Source organism: Butyrivibrio sp. AD3002 (assembly GCF_000420905.1).
Classification (GTDB): Bacteria; Bacillota; Clostridia; order Lachnospirales; family Lachnospiraceae; genus Butyrivibrio.
The window spans coordinates 1-15,760 of record NZ_ATVV01000046.1 but is presented as its reverse complement, the minus strand read 5'-3'; the positions used below and the strand labels follow the sequence as shown (position 1 = coordinate 15,760).

Sequence of the window (15,760 nt, the reverse complement as noted above, 5' to 3'; positions counted from 1 at the left end):
CTTACATCATCTGCAGATCCCGACTCACCAACATGTATTATCTTAGTAAGTCCGTAATGTTCAGCTTTTCGATACAGGGGAATAAAAGCTTCAAATGGTCGAATATTCTCGCCGCCGCAGACATCGAGTGACTTAAAGAATCCTGTCTTTATATACTCATCAATTGAATCTGTCGCAGAATCGATATCGCACGCTGATATATAGGTAAGTTCCGGTTGTGAGAAGATTCTGCTTAACTGTAAGCTTCCCATCAAGAACTGAATTCTGAAAAACGATTCCGATTTCTTTTCTGATGGAATCATCTTCTCTTCCAAGCTCGTGTCCCATAACAAGGACTTCACCTGATGACTTTGGAAGTATTGTGCTCAGCATATTTATTGTCGTTGATTTACCGGCACCGTTTTCTCCAAGGAAAGCAAACAGCTCACCCTGCTTTACGAAAAAAGCACAACTCAGGTGAGTTGCACTTTTCGTAAGGTGAAATACATTTTTTAGTTTCAGGACAAATCCAGACGCCCCGAAATATAGTATTTGTAATGCTTTTTCTTGCAATATTCTCTTATTTTATTGCTCAATTTTTTATCCTTGGTGTATTCCAGCAGATAGCATTTTTTATGGGCACGTTTTACAGTCTTTAAGTATTGTTTGAAATATTTCGTTTCATCGGAGTCGTTTTTCCCAAACTTATCCTTATCATAATCAATTATTTTTGAAAAAACCGTCTCCTGATTTACACCATCAAGAATCCCGTTAAGGTTGCCATTTTTCTCGTAATATTCTGTGATGAAGGTATCTCCTCCATTGATTATGACTTTTCCCTTTTTGCTAAGACCTTTGAGAATATTTTCCACACCGGCATATATGTTTTCAGTATGATACAGATAATAAACATCGATATTATCTACAAAAAAACCATCTACTCCGGTTTCATCTATCTCCGTAGAAAGCTCATTCAGGATAAAATTCTGCCATTTCTCCGTTGAGACATCGACCCATTTTTCATCAGGCCAATTATCATACACACCAAGTGTTATATCTTCGAATCTGCTGTAATAATCCCGATAATTCTCTATAGCTCCGACATTGATATAGCTGTAGACTTTATGTCCCTTTTTCTTTAGCTTCTTAATATCTTTTGATGAAAAGCCATTCTGAACATCGAGGACAATTGTCTTATAATCCCCAAACTTTTTCATGGCACTCTTTCCGGCATTTACCGATAGAAAAACGCCGTAATCGTAAGCAAATTTATTCCCGGCACAAACATTCATGCTAAACACTCCCATAAAAAAGCATACGCACAATGTCAGCACCAGACCCCTTCGGCTTAAGTTTCTTTTAGCCACACTTATTAAATTCCCCATGATAAACCTTTTCGTTCTCCTCACATATATTATTATTTGCCCGTAATTATTTTACAAAGCATAATCTGAAATGTACATAAGCTATTCATTAAAACTCTGAAATGAAATATTAGCCACTTCATATAAAAAACTCCTTATAACAAAAAAGTGTTCACGAAACCAACCGTTTTTGTGAACGCACATTAATGGAGATTTTCTACTATTATAATAAAGTGCTTTTATGATAGAAGCCAAAAGAAGATAAATCATATAACACTTTCAATTAATTGTACTGTTTCAGACAATCCACCCTCAGTCCTGATCTTATCAGATATTTCCATTGCATTTTTGCTTTTTTCATCATACGTATCTTGCATTTGAACAATGGACTTATAGATATTTTCTTCAGTCAGCTCCTTTGCTTTCAATGGTTCCGTGGCCACATTTAAATTTCTAAGCTGCATTGCAAATCCCATCTGGTCCAGCACATGAGGAACCGGTATAGACGGTATTCCATAGATCATGGTTGCAGCAGATGTTCCAAAACCACAGTGATGAATCACGAAGCTGCACTGTTTGAAGAGCCAGCTGTGAGGAACACTCCCAACAGACATCATTGTTTCCGGAAGTTTATACTCTTCAAGTGATTTTTGAAAGCCTTGTATGATTGCCCTGCATCCCGCCTTTTGAAATGCTTTGACAAACATATCCAGTTTATCCGTTTCTGCTTTATCTTCGAATGACATTGCGCCGAGTGCGAGCAGAACAGGCTTTTCACCACTTTTAAGAAAGGCTGTTAATTCCTCACTTGGCGAATATACCTCCTCTTCTTCAAACCAATAGCCTGTCAAAATATGCTGGTCTTCCCAATACGGGCTTCTTGTCACAACAAATTTACTTATGGGGATCAGGTCGAGTTTTTGAGACATCAGGGAATCACCGACTCTCATCGCTTTAAGACCATAAACCTTTCTGATCTTGTTATATGGCTTGTTTATCTGTTTACCGATCACCCCCCCGATAAGCTTATTAATAAATGTCTGCGGCTTTTTCTTTTCGGGGATCATTTCAATCTGCAAAGTCACGTTTACTGTGGGAATATTCAAGGCCTCTGCTTCTACTGCTCCCATCTGACTGTGACTTACTATGATAAGATCATTTCCTTTGCATGCCTCATATATTTCATTCGTTGAATTCTGAATGATCTTAAATATGAAATTCATTGTCCTAAGCATGCTAAGGGCAGCATTTGAACTTTTACCTCTGATAACAGCTGCTTCCATCTCTATATCAATATCAGGTCCGACGGGAAGAAAAGAAAAACCCGATTCTTCAATAAGTTTTCTCCAACAGGGATGAGAACCGAGTTTAACATCATGTCCGTTTTTCTTAAGAGCCCTTGCAAGATATATGTACGGTTGGATATCTCCTCTTGTTCCCATTGTGAAAATGATAGTTTTCATGAAATATATAACTCCTAACCTGCTGCATTATATAAAAATATAATATTCAATCAGAATGCTACCCCATAATAAACTTATAAACAGGTATCACTTCTATGGTAAGACCATCTTTCGTAATCGTACGTTCTTCCTCATTAGTAACTATAATAAGGCGTCGTATCCCCTTTGTTTTCTCTGCAAAAGATACAAGACTCTTAGTCTCTCTGTCTTCTGCTGTCTCTATACTATACGCAACCTGAATAGCACAGTTTTCTTCAGGAATAAAGAAATCAATATCTATTCCCGTCCGCGTGGATTTGAAATAATATACTTCTTCAAACCTACGCTTTAAATATACCGCAACTGCATTCTCTAATAGCGCTGATGGTTTATCTACAAGGAACAATGACAAAATGCCATTATCATAAAAATAAAACCTTGGAGTGCTCTCTTTTTCTGCAAACTTCGAGACATAATTCCTGTTTCTGAACAGGAGATATGCGTTTTCAGCGTACGAAACGTAGTCAATCATCGAATCTGTTGATGTCTTAATTCCTGTTGCTTTTACATTCCCTGCCAGCGTATTGAAAGATATTTCATGCATCACTGTTTCAGCTATTTTCTTTATCATAAGCCTGAGGGCCATCTTATTATTCACTTTTTCACGCTCTATAATGTCTCCAAGGAGAACCTTCTCATAGACACTCTTAATATATTCTCTTTTGTTGGATAAAAGCTGCGCTTTAGGAAAGCCACCACTCAAAATATATTCCTGGCATCCTCTGCGAACTTTGGCAGCTTTAGAAGTTGTCAGAAATGCCTTTTCATCATGAGCTATCTCCTTGTAATCCAGTGACTCACTAAGAGAAAAAGGCATGATCATTTTGGACAAATATCTGCCTCCAAGAGCCTTTTCCATTTCAGAGCTAAGCATCTTAGCATTGCTTCCCGTAATGTATACATGCTTTTTCTGATCAGCCATTCTTCTGGCAAAATGTTCCCAGCCGTCAATGATCTGAATCTCATCAAAGAAATAGTATAACTCTTTGGCATCCGTGAGCTCATAAGCAGTCTCTACGATGTCATTAAAGTCATCCTTTGAAAACCCCAATAGTCTGTCATCCTCGAAATTGACATAAATTATCTGAGACCAATCGCATCCTGCTTCAACAAGTTCTCTGGCTATTTTATATAAAAGTGTCGATTTTCCCGCTCGTCTAAGCCCGACAAGAATATAATTGACATTCTTTTCGAAGTCATAGTCACGTTCTATGATTTCAGCACTTTGAATTATCTCAATCTGATCAAGGATGACCCGTTTCAATATATTATGATTCATGTCCGCCTCCGGTTATCATATTGATACGATGTTCTATGTTGATTTTATCGCACGCACTCGACAAAATCAAGAATATTTATCTTGTCAAAAAGATAAACAAGTAATTCCACAGAGCTCATACTCGTTTTCTGACCATGTATCTATAGGAGATTCATTGTGCTGTATAAGAGCTTCAAGCTTATCAAGAGACTTGTATAGCTTTGCTTCCTTAGTTTCCTGCGCATCCATCTCTTTGTATAGCTCAGATATATCTTTAGATAATTCCTCTGGCAAAGATTGCACCTTCTTTATATATGTAAGAAGAAGTAATGCTGTATGCAATTAAATGCCGGAAAGACAGGTGATACAAGGTGAAATAAATAATTCATTTCAACGCAGAGTTTTTTAATAATTATTTCATAGATATTTACTTATGAGAATTTGCGGAATTTAGTATTATAGTTATGGCAATCTAATTAATATAAACCATTTATCTCAGGAGGTAATTATCAATGAATAAAAAATCTGCTTTTGAAGTATACCTGTCTGCGGTTTTTAAATGGGGTATTACTGCACTGGTATCGGCCTGTATGTTTGCTACAGCAATGTTCATAGTAGAAAAGACAATTGGCTTTTATCAGGTTATCCCTTGGATCGCAGTAATAATTTTCAGTATCATGGATGTGTGTTTCTTTATTACAGGAATGCTGATTCTGAAGTCTTCATTTGATGAAGATGGATATTTAAAAGATGGAAAACTTCAAATAGGAAAGATTTTCTGCTCAGTTGTTCTTATCCTTCAGTGGAACTACATTATTTACATGGTTCCGACCAGAACATTCTGGGGATTTTTATGTTTCTTCCTGATACTTATCGGATTCTTTATGGATATTAAGCTACTGTCCGTTACCGGTAGTATTTGTATTGTTTCTATGTTTATTGCATGGTTTGTCAGAGGCACAGCTCTTTTGCCAGTAAAAGACGAACTCTTTATTACAGATGTAATCATGTGTGTTGTAGGCCTTGTGCTTTCGTTAGCCGGCCTTGTAATGTTCTTATTCTTTGTTTCACACTTTTTGATTACTGCCAAAAAGGATGAGCTTGAAGAGAACAACAGGCGTGTTACAGGTGTTATGGATGCTGTTCGTTCAATATCTTCCAAGATGGTAACTGCAGGAACAACTCTTTTGGATATCTCATCAAGTGAGAGCGCTTCAGCAGAAGAGTTATCAGCAACAAGTGATGAGCTTGTTAAAAACAGTAATATTCTTGGTAATAAAGCAGATGAGAGTATGGCAAACTTGTCAGAGCTTAATGATTGCGCAAGCATTGTAGAAGAAAATGTTGAGACTGTTGAGAAGACATCTGACAACCTTCTTAAGAAGTCAAAAGAAAATGAGAAATCATTAAATGATCTTCAGGGAATAAATTCGGAAGTTTCTGATTCTATGGCAGTTACAACAGATATTGCAGACAGACTTCTAAAGGCAGTAGAAGAAATTGGAACAACGCTTGAACTTATTCAGGGAATTTCGTCATCAACAAGCCTTCTTGCTCTTAATGCTTCAATTGAGGCCGCAAGAGCGGGTGATGCTGGAAAGGGATTTGCTGTTGTAGCAACTGAAGTTGGTAAGCTTGCAGAAAACACGCAGAGCTCACTTAAGGACGTTGGTGCAATAATTGAAAGAGTTCAGAAGAACGTAGAAGAGATTACAGGACAGGTTGAGATAAATGCCAATAAGCTTGCTGAACAGAATGAACAGTTTAAGACAGTATTTGGCGACATAAGTGAAATGACTACAATGCTGAATGATTCGGTTAATGCAATTGAAGAGATGAATGAGGCACATAAACGCCAGTCAGAAATCATCAGAAAAACTGTTGAGATTAACCAGAATATCGCAGAGAGTATCAGAAGTGAGAACGAGCAGTTTGTGGCTATCAGTACCATGGCTGGAAATAATGCTACAAATACTGAGCATGTTGCACAGCAGGCTAGTGCAATCAATGACATGGTTGATGAGATTAATCGTCTTCTAAATAATTAAAAAGATGTGAGTGTCAAAAGACTGTGCCTTCTAAAAAAGAGGGCACAGTCTTTTTCTATGTGCGCCTAGCGGCGCACGTTTCTAACGGGTTAAAGTCCCGAATCCGCCCGGTAGTGGGAAGGATATAGCCGAAAGCAAGGGTGTCTATACCCCATCGCCAGTCAGGCGAGTTGAGATTCCAAAAACAGATGGTGGTGTGCGCAAGCTTGGCATAGTGGGTTGTTGGCTTCAATTTCCTGGCACAATCTTACGAAGCCCCAATAACTCATTCCATACATCCTGGCTCCGTCCTGATAGGAAACAAAGTTCCTGGATCTGCCTTCACAATATTTGTCTAAATCAACTGGTGGTGGTTTTGGTCGATTCATCTTTAAGCCTCCTTCTTTGGTGGCCAAGATGTGTAAGAAAAGAAGAATATAAAAAGGACATACACATTCTTCTTTTCATTTGAAAAATGTATATGTCCTAATATAGTTAGATTTATTTATTGCTTCTGGAGTCAGGCAAGATAACCGGTATTATCTTCTCATGATCAACTGTTCCTCATGAATCTGAATCATTTTTTGCCACATTTTGACAACACTAAATGACTCCAATAAGCGAATAGAGCGGAAGTCCGCCAGGTACAATCTCGGTACTGAACGCCGTAGAAGGCCGTTGGGCTCCAAAGAAATCGTAGTACTTTTATGGCACGCTTGGATTTATTTGGACGATTTTACCTCTCCATGGCCAGGCTATATACTGTAATAGTTTCAGCTTCTGCAGTTTGTTAAACACTTCTTCCTTTGATGCCGGAAAAATAGAAGTTTTTATTACTATCATGGCTTTACAAATCTCCATCACTTTTCACTCTTATACCACGGATGAGTCCCAACTATTTCAAACCCAACCGAGCAGGCCAGTCTCATCGAAGCTTCATTCCTTATATCACAGTCCCATACCGGAGTTTTTCCTCTTCTTAAAATTTCTTCTACCATTTCAGCGGCAACAATCCGTCCGTACCCTTTCCCGCGACACTCCTCTGATGTTTCTACTCCAATATCCACATACTCTTTTGATACACCTGAAGCAAATGCACAAGTCAACATCCGTCCTTCCTCAATCAGGCAATACCCGAAACCGTTCTTAAAAAACTCTTCTTTATTTGGCCATGAGAAAGAAGGGATGATCCTTCCCTTCATCAATTCATAATTATCGTGTGATATTTCCTTGAGCTTAGCATCCAGCGTGTGCGGAATAATGTCTTTTTTTCCTTCAAACTCAAAAATATACCTCTCGTGTTTAGCAACCGTTGGAGTTCTCAGTATCATCTCCTCTAAGTGAGAGTCGTTCTCGGTTTGAAGTGCCATACGTCCCGAATGACCTTCCGGAGGATCCTGCATCAACTTCATAGTTTCTTCAATAAAGTTCTCGTCATAACTCCCCAGGATATTGGCGAATCCGCAATAATGCCACACTAATGCTGCTGTTGGTGCCTCGTCATCATCGACAAATATCTCGCCCGTTTGAATCCCCTCTAAAATGGACAGTGGGTATACTTTCTCTATTCTGATCTGATCAACCAAATGGTTGATTTTTCTGTAATCTGTAAGTTTTATCATTATTCCTTATTCCTTCACTTGCAGTTCAGCAATTGATATGTAGTGTTTTACCATAAAGTTCTCAGAAGCCTCTTTTTGTAGCATCTCCATGTGATCTTTATTCCATGCATCCAGCTGCTTTGGTGACATTGATGCCCCTACGCCTCTGCAGGCCCGCATTCTTCCATGCCATCCCTCTTTTGTGAACGGAATATCAACTCTGAATTGCTCTTGCGATAATAAATCAAAATACCTCAAGTACTGCTCCGGCACCCAGACAGGATGAACTGTATCACCATAAGCTGTCCAGTTTGGATTATGCTTTAAAATGATCTCTTCACTTTTACCTGCTATCGGATCTTCATATGGAAGCCACCCCATGTAAAGAATCAGAAATTTGCCTTTCGATTTAAGCATTCTTGCAAAGTTTGGCGCCGTAATATCATGGTCAAAGTACCATATGCACTGGCATGCCGTTATCACATCAAATGTATTATCAGGAAAAGAAACTTCTTCTGCCCTGGATGTAAAGAAATCGATCTTCATCCCAGCTTCCTCAGAAAGTTCTTTTGCCTGCCTGATCTGATTATCGGCAATATCAGTTCCCGTCCACTTCGCGCCGTACTTATACATGTTCCTCGGAAGTACCCCTGTGCCGGTTCCTATATCAAGTATCCTCTGTCCGTCCTTACACAAACCCAGCTGCAAAATGTACTCATAAAACTCCTGCGGATAAATGTCCCTGTACTTGGCATAATCCTCTGATGTTTTGCCCCAGTCAAAGGGCCTTCCTTTATCAATATCCTGAATTATCATCAGCCTTCTCCAGCATCATCACATCATAACAGAGATAATCTCCATTCTCTGTTTCAATCCTGTTATACTCGATCTCTTTATATTTCTTACATCTTCCAGATTATTCTGGTCAGCCAAAAGTATTTTCACTTTTCCCTCCTTAGTACCCCATTGCTGTACGTACTTCGCTCATCTTTTCTTCTCCCATAAGAATGCTTAAGAGAGAAAATGCAACTCCCGGAGCAGTCTGTGGACAATATGATGTGATGATATTATCTGTCTGAACGATAGGCTCATTTATTACCTCAACACCATATTCACCTAGTTGTTTCTGCCTGTTTCCACCATTTAAGTGATATATTGTTGCTTTCTTTCCTGTCAGGATTCCACTATGAGCAAGTGCCAGAGCTGCAACGCAGACAGACGCTATAGGTTTATGCTGGCTGTTAACCCCTCTTATTAATTCAGATACTTCTTCGGAAAAAGCTTCATCATAAAATCCATATTCTTCAAATCCGCCCGGAATAGCCAACGCATCATAATCTTCTATTTTCACTTCATTTAAAAGTGTATCTACTGTAACCGGAACTCCAAATGTACTCACAACAGTTTTGCTCCTGTCTGGTGATAATAAAATGAGATTCCGTTCTCTTTACACTGTAACCATACCTTCTCTACCCATTTATAATCGCAGACCCTTGCATTTGCTCCTGACTCTCCACCTACGGAAACCTCCTCGATGAGCGGTCGCCCATCGGTACGCTCAGGTCTTTTAGTAATCATAAAGAATGTACAATCTGAACGCTCATGCATCATTTCCCAGGCATCTTTTCTCCATCCATCTGCATCGGGATGAAAGAAATCTGAAGAAAAGCATGTATAAATGTGTGACCCGCATGGAACCTTATACATGCCCTTATACTGTCCTGACCTTAGTTTTCGGATTGGGAGGTTAAAGTTATCTGTCTTATGAAGAACTGTAGGATCCTTCCCTATGGATTCATCTCTTCGGTAAACATAACAATTTAGGCACCCTGTACTTGCTCTGGTGCATCCATGCCACAGATTCCAGTTAAGTGCCAGCGGAGGCCGTGGATCATTGTGTTTTTTCTCAAAAAACGATAATTGCTCCATCATGAAAACCATCCAGTTAGATATGAATCACTCCCCACTATCCCAAAGTCACAGCCCAAATGCAAAGATTTTCATCGTAACTATTCCTTCTTTCACTCCGCAGGCCAAACATCGCCTATATTAAGCCCTCTATCTATAAGCCATGCATCCTCTACAGATACAAACTTTGTCTGGCCCTCTTCGTTTTCAAGTGTTACTGAGACCTTTGGCTTTTCTCCTGGCGCGAGCTCCTCGCAGCCAAAGTCCCCATCAAAAAATTGCTTTATCTTCCACATGAATTTCTGCCTCACTTCTTTTTCTTGGGCTCAGGAAGCTCATCATACATTGCTTCCAAAAGATCTCTAAGAAACTTCTTATTATCAACATCATCAACAAGCAGCATCTTTTTTGCCCCTTCATAAGGAAGCTCCAGATCAGCGTCAGGCATCTTGTCTATGGCTGCCTTTACGTTCTTTACAAGGAAGCGGTCATCATAGATACCACCAACGATCTTGCCACGATAATAGATGATGTACTCGCCCATCATTGCCTTATATGTTATTTCATCAAGCCCCGAAAGCTGTTCTAATATATAATCCAGGTACTCTTTAGTTGATGCCATACTTACCTCTTTCACTCATGTTTCTTAGAATAATAAATAAACTCGTTATCCCGTCTTGCTTCTATATACCCAAGCTTAGAATAAAATGCATTTGTTCTGACATTCCAAATATAAAGGAATCTTTTCCTCTTTTGAAAAGTGATGTAACGATTCCACAGAAACTGCAGCATCAAATATTCCATCTCCAAAGGGCACATCAAAGTATGACCCGCAGATTGTTGTAATATCCCTGTCCAATCAGATCATCTATATAGCAATCCAACTGCTTTTCATCTGACCAGTCATCGTTCCATGGTTCTATAGTAAACACACTTACAAACAGCTTTTTATCGCTTCTTTTTGCTCAATTCCAATTCGCTTTAGTTCCATTTATAGGCACCTCTCAGCTTATCCGCTGTAAAATCCCCGTCACATCAACTCCCGGATGCGTCAGGTACATTCTGCAAATGCTCTCTGCAAGCTCTTCTGATATCTTTAGCTTCTTGGCAATTTCTTTATGCGTTTTTCCTTTATCTGTCATGTCCATTGCCTTGGAAATTATCCTGTCTATATCCTTTGGAAGCCTTGAATCCTGACCCGAGTTATCTATGACTCTTTTTCTAAACTCAAACTGTCCAGAGCCCGATATCTCAAGAAGGGCAAAAGACACTTCCTGCTCCGGTTTCCTTTTTCCACAGCAGCCAGGATTAAACCAGACCTGCCCATCTTTCTCTACCAGGCTGTATTTATGGCTGTGTCCATATATGATAATTGTTATCCCCGTCAGATCATCGTGAATTTTACCTTTGTTGTGAATAACATAGATCTTATTGCCAAGAAATTCTTCTATCGCAGTCTCCGGAAGATTTTCAGCCCACTCTTTATCCGCATTTCCTCTCACAACTGTAACGGGAGCAATCTCCTCAAGCCGATCAATGACTGCTTTATTATCTATGTCTCCGGCATGAATGATATGATCAACACCTTTAAAGCCATCAATCACTTCCTGCCTTAATAGTCCATGTGTATCTGAAAGGATTCCTATAAGCATCGTTTTTACCCTCTACTTAATCATTGCACGCTCTGTGTTTAACTCAAAACCAAATTTTCTATACAAGCCATCTTAAGGAGTCTTTGGATATCTTCCATTCTCATATTCTCTGCACCATCTATTATTCTGTAATCCATCATCCTTCGTACCTATACCCAGTTTCCAAATAGTATTCTTCAAGAAAATCTTTCATATACTCATGCCTCTTTTGGGCCATCTCCTTAGCTGCATCAGTATTCATTTCTTCTTTTAACAAAAGAAGTTTATCGTAAAAATGCTTTATGGAGTCTGACAAGCCCCTTCCAGCCTTCCCGCCATATGCAAATGTTCTGGCAATCCCTATCGCTCCAATGGCATCAAGTCTGTCTGCATCCTGGACAATCCTTCCCTCCAGTGTTTCGGGCCTTCTGCCTCTGTTATGGCTGAATGACACGGAATTAATAATTTTGCAGATCTGTTCTACCATTTCTGACGGAAGGCCTTTTTGTTCCATAAATGATCTGGCATTTGCATTGTTTTCTGTGCTGAAAAGCTTATAATCATCAGCGTCATGTAATAATGCAGCTAATGAAATTGCAAAACCATCTGCCTCAGGGTATGCTTCCATAAGTATCTGAGCGTTGTGATATACCCTCATGGTATGATCTGCTCCATGCCCATCGGAATTCCCTGCAAACAGCTTATTAACATACTCTATTGCTTCACTGATTATCATGTCACTGCTCATTTAAGTCTCATCCTTCATCAATCTTTCTTAATGTATTACAATAGTTTATCCAACTCACAAAGAAGCTTCTACTCCTTTACATCAAGTAAGTCCTTCGCACGCTTATTTCATCCTGTGTCAGGTGTTTATCACCAAAAGATTTAACTCTGCAAAGATAATAATTATTGATGTTATGCCTGTGAATCAGATTGTAATAATCGCTTACTACTCCAATCTTACATATCACTTCAACCTCAGCACCCAGTTCCTCAATAAGTTCTCGTCTGATCGCTGTATCGAGATTCTCACCAGGCTCAACCCCACCTCCAGCTGTCTCTATTAGTGTTGCTTTTCCAAAATCATCATCTCTATTTGCCCTGACAAAATAGAAATTATCATCACCATCCACCACTATTGCCCTGGCTATCATTCTGTCGTGGTCAATTGTTGTAAGTGGCCATTCCTTATCTTCCAAATTCAAATGCAGTTCTTCATCATTCATGCTTCTTGTACCTCTTATATATTCTGGTATAAACAAATGGCAGCACAGGCACGCAGAGGATGCATCCGACTAGCATTACCGTTCCTGCCAGTTTCATGCTCGAGAATGCCAAAAACGTACTAAACCACATAAGCAGAGAGAAAACAATCCACATTATGCCGTTAGCTCTGTTATATGCCTTTACATCTCCAATCTCATCTTCACCAACTGTCTGGCCTGACCAGAACCACATAGGTTTCTGTCTTCTCCAGGCAAAGATTCCAAGTCCTGTAAGTATTGCACTTACAGGAACCATTATTACAAGCCAAATAATCAATGCCCCCATACACACTCCTCCATAATCTACAGTTCTTTTTTCATATAACCACATGTAAATGGAAAGAAATCAAATTTCTTTGTCCCCACATGAACAGCTCCGTTATCCTCATACCACTTACGAAGCCGCGTATTCTCTTCTACTATTCCGATATTCATCAGACTACAGCCTTTGCTTCGGGCGATTTTAAAAGAATGCTCCAATAGCTCTTTCCCTATTCCCTTATGTCTGTACTCTGGTAATACAGCAAGATTGTTCAACTCGCACTCATTGTTATCCTGAAGGAGTAACGAGTAATATCCGCACAGTACACCGTCTACCTCAAACACATACATCGGTCTATGCTCGCCATCCATGTGCCAGTATAGTCTCTCATCGGTAGTTGCAAATGCAGTAAACCTCGGAGCATTTTCCTCTGTAAAACCATATTCATCAGCAACAGTCTTAAAACTCTTTTTTATAATATTTGCACATAAAGAGATTTCTTCCCGCTTAACCTCTCTGATCATTCCATTAAGCATCTTGAACATATTGCATCTTCCCCAGGTTTCATCTTTATAAGAAAATGCATTTTCTTTAACACTCCGCTCAGTAAATCCAGCCTTCTGATAGCACTTCTTTGCTCTGATGTTTTCGGAAAAGACATTTAGATGAAGTGCTTTCGCTCCTGTTTCTTCAAAGACTTTGCGATTTAGCTTAAGTTCAAAAGTATCCAAGCCATCCTTTTGGCCTTTATATTCAAAGCCATACTTACCTGCGATGTGCTTTGTAGCTTCCTGTTTAGGACTACACTCAATAATTGCATTTTTACCATCAAGCCTTATTTTCTCTATAAGCATTTCTGTCAATTTGCCTGCAAATCCCTTACCCCAAGCAGATTTATTCAGAATCCACCCAATTTCATTAGTATCCTGTTCATACTCGTGGTAGATAACATAACCAATGTAGTTACCATTATCATCCTCTGCAGCATAAATTAGAGGCTTTTCTATCAGAGCTGCTTTTTCAAGAAATGCCTTTGTCTTGTCCAATGTGTAAGGCGCTTCTATATATTTCATTACTTCTGAATCCGATAATGTCCCATACAGATTCAAAAGATCCGATTCTGTCATTATTCTGATGTTCATCCCAACTCCTGCTTTACCATTTCAAGCATTCTTTTATCTCTTTTAATCATAAATTTCTTGGACAATTCCTGTGAAACAATGCTTACTATTTCCGCTGTAGCTCCGTTTCTGACCGGGCTGCAGTTGATCACTAATGCTTTCATTCATCTCTCCATCTTAACGATACTTGCTCTGTCGTTCTCTACTGCCTTTCGATACTCTATCATTAATTCAATACCTCATAGATATTTATTCACATGTATATCCTGGTCTTTTATATAAATACTGATCATCCGGAACAATGTTTTTATCCCATACTTGTTCTTTCCAGCTTTCCTCCGGAATATCTTTGATTGCAACAGAAATGCTCGTAGTCTTGCATCCAAGCGTCTCAGCGATTACTTCCGCAACTCTTTCCGCGCATTCTTTTTTCTGCTCTTCTGTTCTTCCTGAAAAGCACTTAATTTCAACGTGTGGCATTATCCTTTTCTCCTGCTTCATCAACTGGCTTTAGAACATGTTGAAAAAAGAAGTTTCTTTTCCTTCTTCCTTTTTGCAGCACAGAATATTTCCCTGAATAACCGGCTCTGCCCTGTCATAGTAATCAATCTTATAATCTGATAATACCGTTCTTACAGCTGTCAATATTGCCCCGTGAGCTACAATCATTATTTTTTCATCTTCAGCAAAATCATATTTATCCAGCGCTCTTTGAGCTCTTTCACATAGCTCTGAAATTGTTTCCATCTTATATTTGGGATCTTCCAGATTAAGCTCCGGATACCATACTTCGCCCTCCAGAAGCCCACAATCTCTTTCTATGAAATCATCGTCAAATACAATTTCATCCTTGAAGCCAGTCTTCTCAGCTATAATCTCAGCGCTTTGCTTTGCCCTGTCCAAAGGACTGGCAATCAATCTGTCAAATCTGACTTTGTCTCTAACCATCTGATCTGCAAGGTCCTTTATTTGCTGAATACCTACATCGTTCATAGGGATATTCATATGCCCTTGCATTCTTTTCTCGTTATTCCAATCTGTCTGTCCATGTCTTACAAGGTAAAAAAGCATTTCTAAACACCTCCAAAAAGCATAGTTCTAATATATCAGAAAAAAGAGCCATCAGACAGCAATTATTCTGTCAAATGGCTCCTTCCCACAACGAGGAAAATAATGATTTCCTGGTATCTATGACTATAAATGCAATAGGCAATTCCGAATCCGATTAAAAACACCACGGATCCAATTACTACCGAAGATAAGTCTTCAAAAGCTACAATCATAGCTTCTTAGTTATAAACTTTGATGACTGAATAGCCTCTATTAAAAGCTTAACTTCCGCAAGTTCAAACTCTCTACTTGAATTGATTACGTATTATTCCGTGCCTATAAAATATTAATCATTGAATCTAAGGAATTTCTTTTCTTATTGCCTAAAAGACTTTTAAAATCATCAGAGCGATATCCTAAATCCAAAAAACAGATAGGATAGATATTTTTCTGCAAATTAAAGACTCTTTGTGTTTGCTCAACATCATTGACTCCAGCCCAACAAGTATCTAATCCAATATCAGTAGCAGCAAGCATCATATGTGTTGCAACAATTGTTCCATCCATTAAATAACTGTTTCCACCCTGAAAATTACTAGCAGCATCCTTGTCAGCACATACCAATATAACCATAGGTGCTCCATAACGGCAAGGATGAACACTATCCATTTTTTGAAGTGCTTCTTCACTTTTTAATATATATATGCGTTGTGGCTGCTTATTGAAAGCAGTTGGCGCCATACGTCCCGCTTCTAAAATATATTTAACCTGTTCTTCATTTGGTTTCTG

At 39.0% G+C, this 15,760-nt stretch carries 22 protein-coding genes and 2 pseudogenes; 1 reads left to right on the top strand and 23 read right to left on the bottom strand.

What is annotated here, in order from left to right; all coding sequences use genetic code 11:
* The 6 genes and pseudogenes from G596_RS25425 to G596_RS23070 form a co-directional block, all read right to left on the bottom strand.
* Positions 1–251: pseudogene (locus G596_RS25425) on the bottom strand (hypothetical protein); the annotation flags it as partial.
* Positions 160–552 (bottom strand): ATP-binding cassette domain-containing protein, encoded by a 393-nt coding sequence (locus G596_RS24635; RefSeq protein WP_242829220.1) that lies wholly within the window; start codon positions 550–552, stop codon positions 160–162. The pseudogene G596_RS25425 and the gene G596_RS24635, both read right to left, overlap by 92 nt.
* Complete coding sequence (locus G596_RS0119315; protein WP_044929166.1) at positions 498–1,286, bottom strand: endo alpha-1,4 polygalactosaminidase; 789 nt, start codon at positions 1,284–1,286, stop codon at positions 498–500. The genes G596_RS24635 and G596_RS0119315 overlap by 55 nt, the downstream gene beginning before the upstream one ends.
* A 323-nt stretch (positions 1,287–1,609) precedes the next feature.
* The gene (locus tag G596_RS0119310; protein WP_022763451.1) at positions 1,610–2,806 is read right to left on the bottom strand and encodes a glycosyltransferase; all 1,197 of its coding nucleotides are present in this window, start codon (positions 2,804–2,806) and stop codon (positions 1,610–1,612) included.
* 58 nt (positions 2,807–2,864) lie between these two features.
* A complete protein-coding gene (locus tag G596_RS0119305; protein ID WP_022763450.1) occupies positions 2,865–4,124 on the bottom strand; it encodes an ATP-binding protein in 1,260 nt (419 codons plus the stop codon).
* Positions 4,125–4,208: 84 nt separating this feature from the next.
* The gene (locus G596_RS23070; RefSeq protein ID WP_022763449.1) at positions 4,209–4,397 is read right to left on the bottom strand and encodes an HD domain-containing protein; all 189 of its coding nucleotides are present in this window, start codon (positions 4,395–4,397) and stop codon (positions 4,209–4,211) included.
* 218 nt (positions 4,398–4,615) lie between these two features.
* Between G596_RS23070 and G596_RS0119295 the strand changes: the two genes are divergently transcribed.
* Positions 4,616–6,151 (top strand): methyl-accepting chemotaxis protein, encoded by a 1,536-nt coding sequence (locus tag G596_RS0119295; RefSeq protein ID WP_022763448.1) that lies wholly within the window; start codon positions 4,616–4,618, stop codon positions 6,149–6,151.
* 233 nt (positions 6,152–6,384) lie between these two features.
* Here the strand turns inward: G596_RS0119295 and G596_RS26140 are convergent.
* The 17 genes and pseudogenes from G596_RS26140 to G596_RS0119190 form a co-directional block, all read right to left on the bottom strand.
* Positions 6,385–6,519: pseudogene (locus G596_RS26140) on the bottom strand (DUF6462 family protein); the annotation flags it as partial.
* A 471-nt stretch (positions 6,520–6,990) separates the two neighbouring features.
* Complete coding sequence (locus G596_RS0119280; RefSeq protein WP_022763445.1) at positions 6,991–7,752, bottom strand: GNAT family N-acetyltransferase; 762 nt, start codon at positions 7,750–7,752, stop codon at positions 6,991–6,993.
* Positions 7,753–7,758: 6 nt separating this feature from the next.
* Positions 7,759–8,547 (bottom strand): class I SAM-dependent methyltransferase, encoded by a 789-nt coding sequence (locus G596_RS0119275; protein ID WP_022763444.1) that lies wholly within the window; start codon positions 8,545–8,547, stop codon positions 7,759–7,761.
* A gap of 139 nt (positions 8,548–8,686) precedes the next feature.
* Complete coding sequence (locus G596_RS23060; protein ID WP_022763442.1) at positions 8,687–9,130, bottom strand: DJ-1/PfpI family protein; 444 nt, start codon at positions 9,128–9,130, stop codon at positions 8,687–8,689.
* A complete protein-coding gene (locus G596_RS23055) occupies positions 9,127–9,663 on the bottom strand; it encodes a DUF5131 family protein (RefSeq protein ID WP_022763441.1) in 537 nt (178 codons plus the stop codon). Before G596_RS23055 ends, G596_RS23060 begins: the two co-directional genes overlap by 4 nt.
* Before the next feature lie 89 nt (positions 9,664–9,752).
* A complete protein-coding gene (locus tag G596_RS0119255) occupies positions 9,753–9,935 on the bottom strand; it encodes a hypothetical protein (RefSeq protein ID WP_022763440.1) in 183 nt (60 codons plus the stop codon).
* A gap of 11 nt (positions 9,936–9,946) precedes the next feature.
* The gene (locus G596_RS0119250) at positions 9,947–10,261 is read right to left on the bottom strand and encodes a TfoX/Sxy family protein (RefSeq protein ID WP_022763439.1); all 315 of its coding nucleotides are present in this window, start codon (positions 10,259–10,261) and stop codon (positions 9,947–9,949) included.
* 75 nt (positions 10,262–10,336) lie between these two features.
* Positions 10,337–10,456, bottom strand: coding sequence for a class I SAM-dependent methyltransferase (locus tag G596_RS26030; RefSeq protein ID WP_242829221.1), 120 nt, complete (start codon positions 10,454–10,456; stop codon positions 10,337–10,339).
* Positions 10,457–10,643: 187 nt separating this feature from the next.
* Entirely contained in the window at positions 10,644–11,291 is a 648-nt protein-coding gene (locus G596_RS24220) for a metallophosphoesterase family protein (RefSeq protein WP_022763437.1), read from the bottom strand.
* A gap of 136 nt (positions 11,292–11,427) precedes the next feature.
* On the bottom strand, positions 11,428–12,018 hold the full coding sequence (locus tag G596_RS23045) for an HD domain-containing protein (protein ID WP_022763435.1): 591 nt from the start codon (positions 12,016–12,018) through the stop codon (positions 11,428–11,430).
* A 76-nt stretch (positions 12,019–12,094) separates the two neighbouring features.
* On the bottom strand, positions 12,095–12,499 hold the full coding sequence (locus tag G596_RS23040; protein ID WP_022763434.1) for an NUDIX domain-containing protein: 405 nt from the start codon (positions 12,497–12,499) through the stop codon (positions 12,095–12,097).
* The gene (locus tag G596_RS0119220) at positions 12,492–12,824 is read right to left on the bottom strand and encodes a hypothetical protein (protein ID WP_022763433.1); all 333 of its coding nucleotides are present in this window, start codon (positions 12,822–12,824) and stop codon (positions 12,492–12,494) included. Before G596_RS0119220 ends, G596_RS23040 begins: the two co-directional genes overlap by 8 nt.
* A gap of 17 nt (positions 12,825–12,841) precedes the next feature.
* Positions 12,842–13,942: a GNAT family N-acetyltransferase gene (locus G596_RS25690; protein WP_242829219.1), complete on the bottom strand. Its 1,101-nt coding sequence runs from the start codon at positions 13,940–13,942 to the stop codon at positions 12,842–12,844.
* Complete coding sequence (locus tag G596_RS24610) at positions 13,939–14,085, bottom strand: hypothetical protein (RefSeq protein WP_022763432.1); 147 nt, start codon at positions 14,083–14,085, stop codon at positions 13,939–13,941. The genes G596_RS25690 and G596_RS24610 overlap by 4 nt, the downstream gene beginning before the upstream one ends.
* Before the next feature lie 85 nt (positions 14,086–14,170).
* A complete protein-coding gene (locus tag G596_RS0119200) occupies positions 14,171–14,401 on the bottom strand; it encodes a tautomerase family protein (protein WP_022763431.1) in 231 nt (76 codons plus the stop codon).
* Between the two features lie 30 nt (positions 14,402–14,431).
* Positions 14,432–14,992: a histidine phosphatase family protein gene (locus tag G596_RS23030; protein WP_022763430.1), complete on the bottom strand. Its 561-nt coding sequence runs from the start codon at positions 14,990–14,992 to the stop codon at positions 14,432–14,434.
* 315 nt (positions 14,993–15,307) lie between these two features.
* Positions 15,308–15,760, bottom strand: a 453-nt coding sequence (locus tag G596_RS0119190; protein WP_022763429.1) for a nitroreductase family protein, incomplete at its 5' end; no start/stop codon positions are given.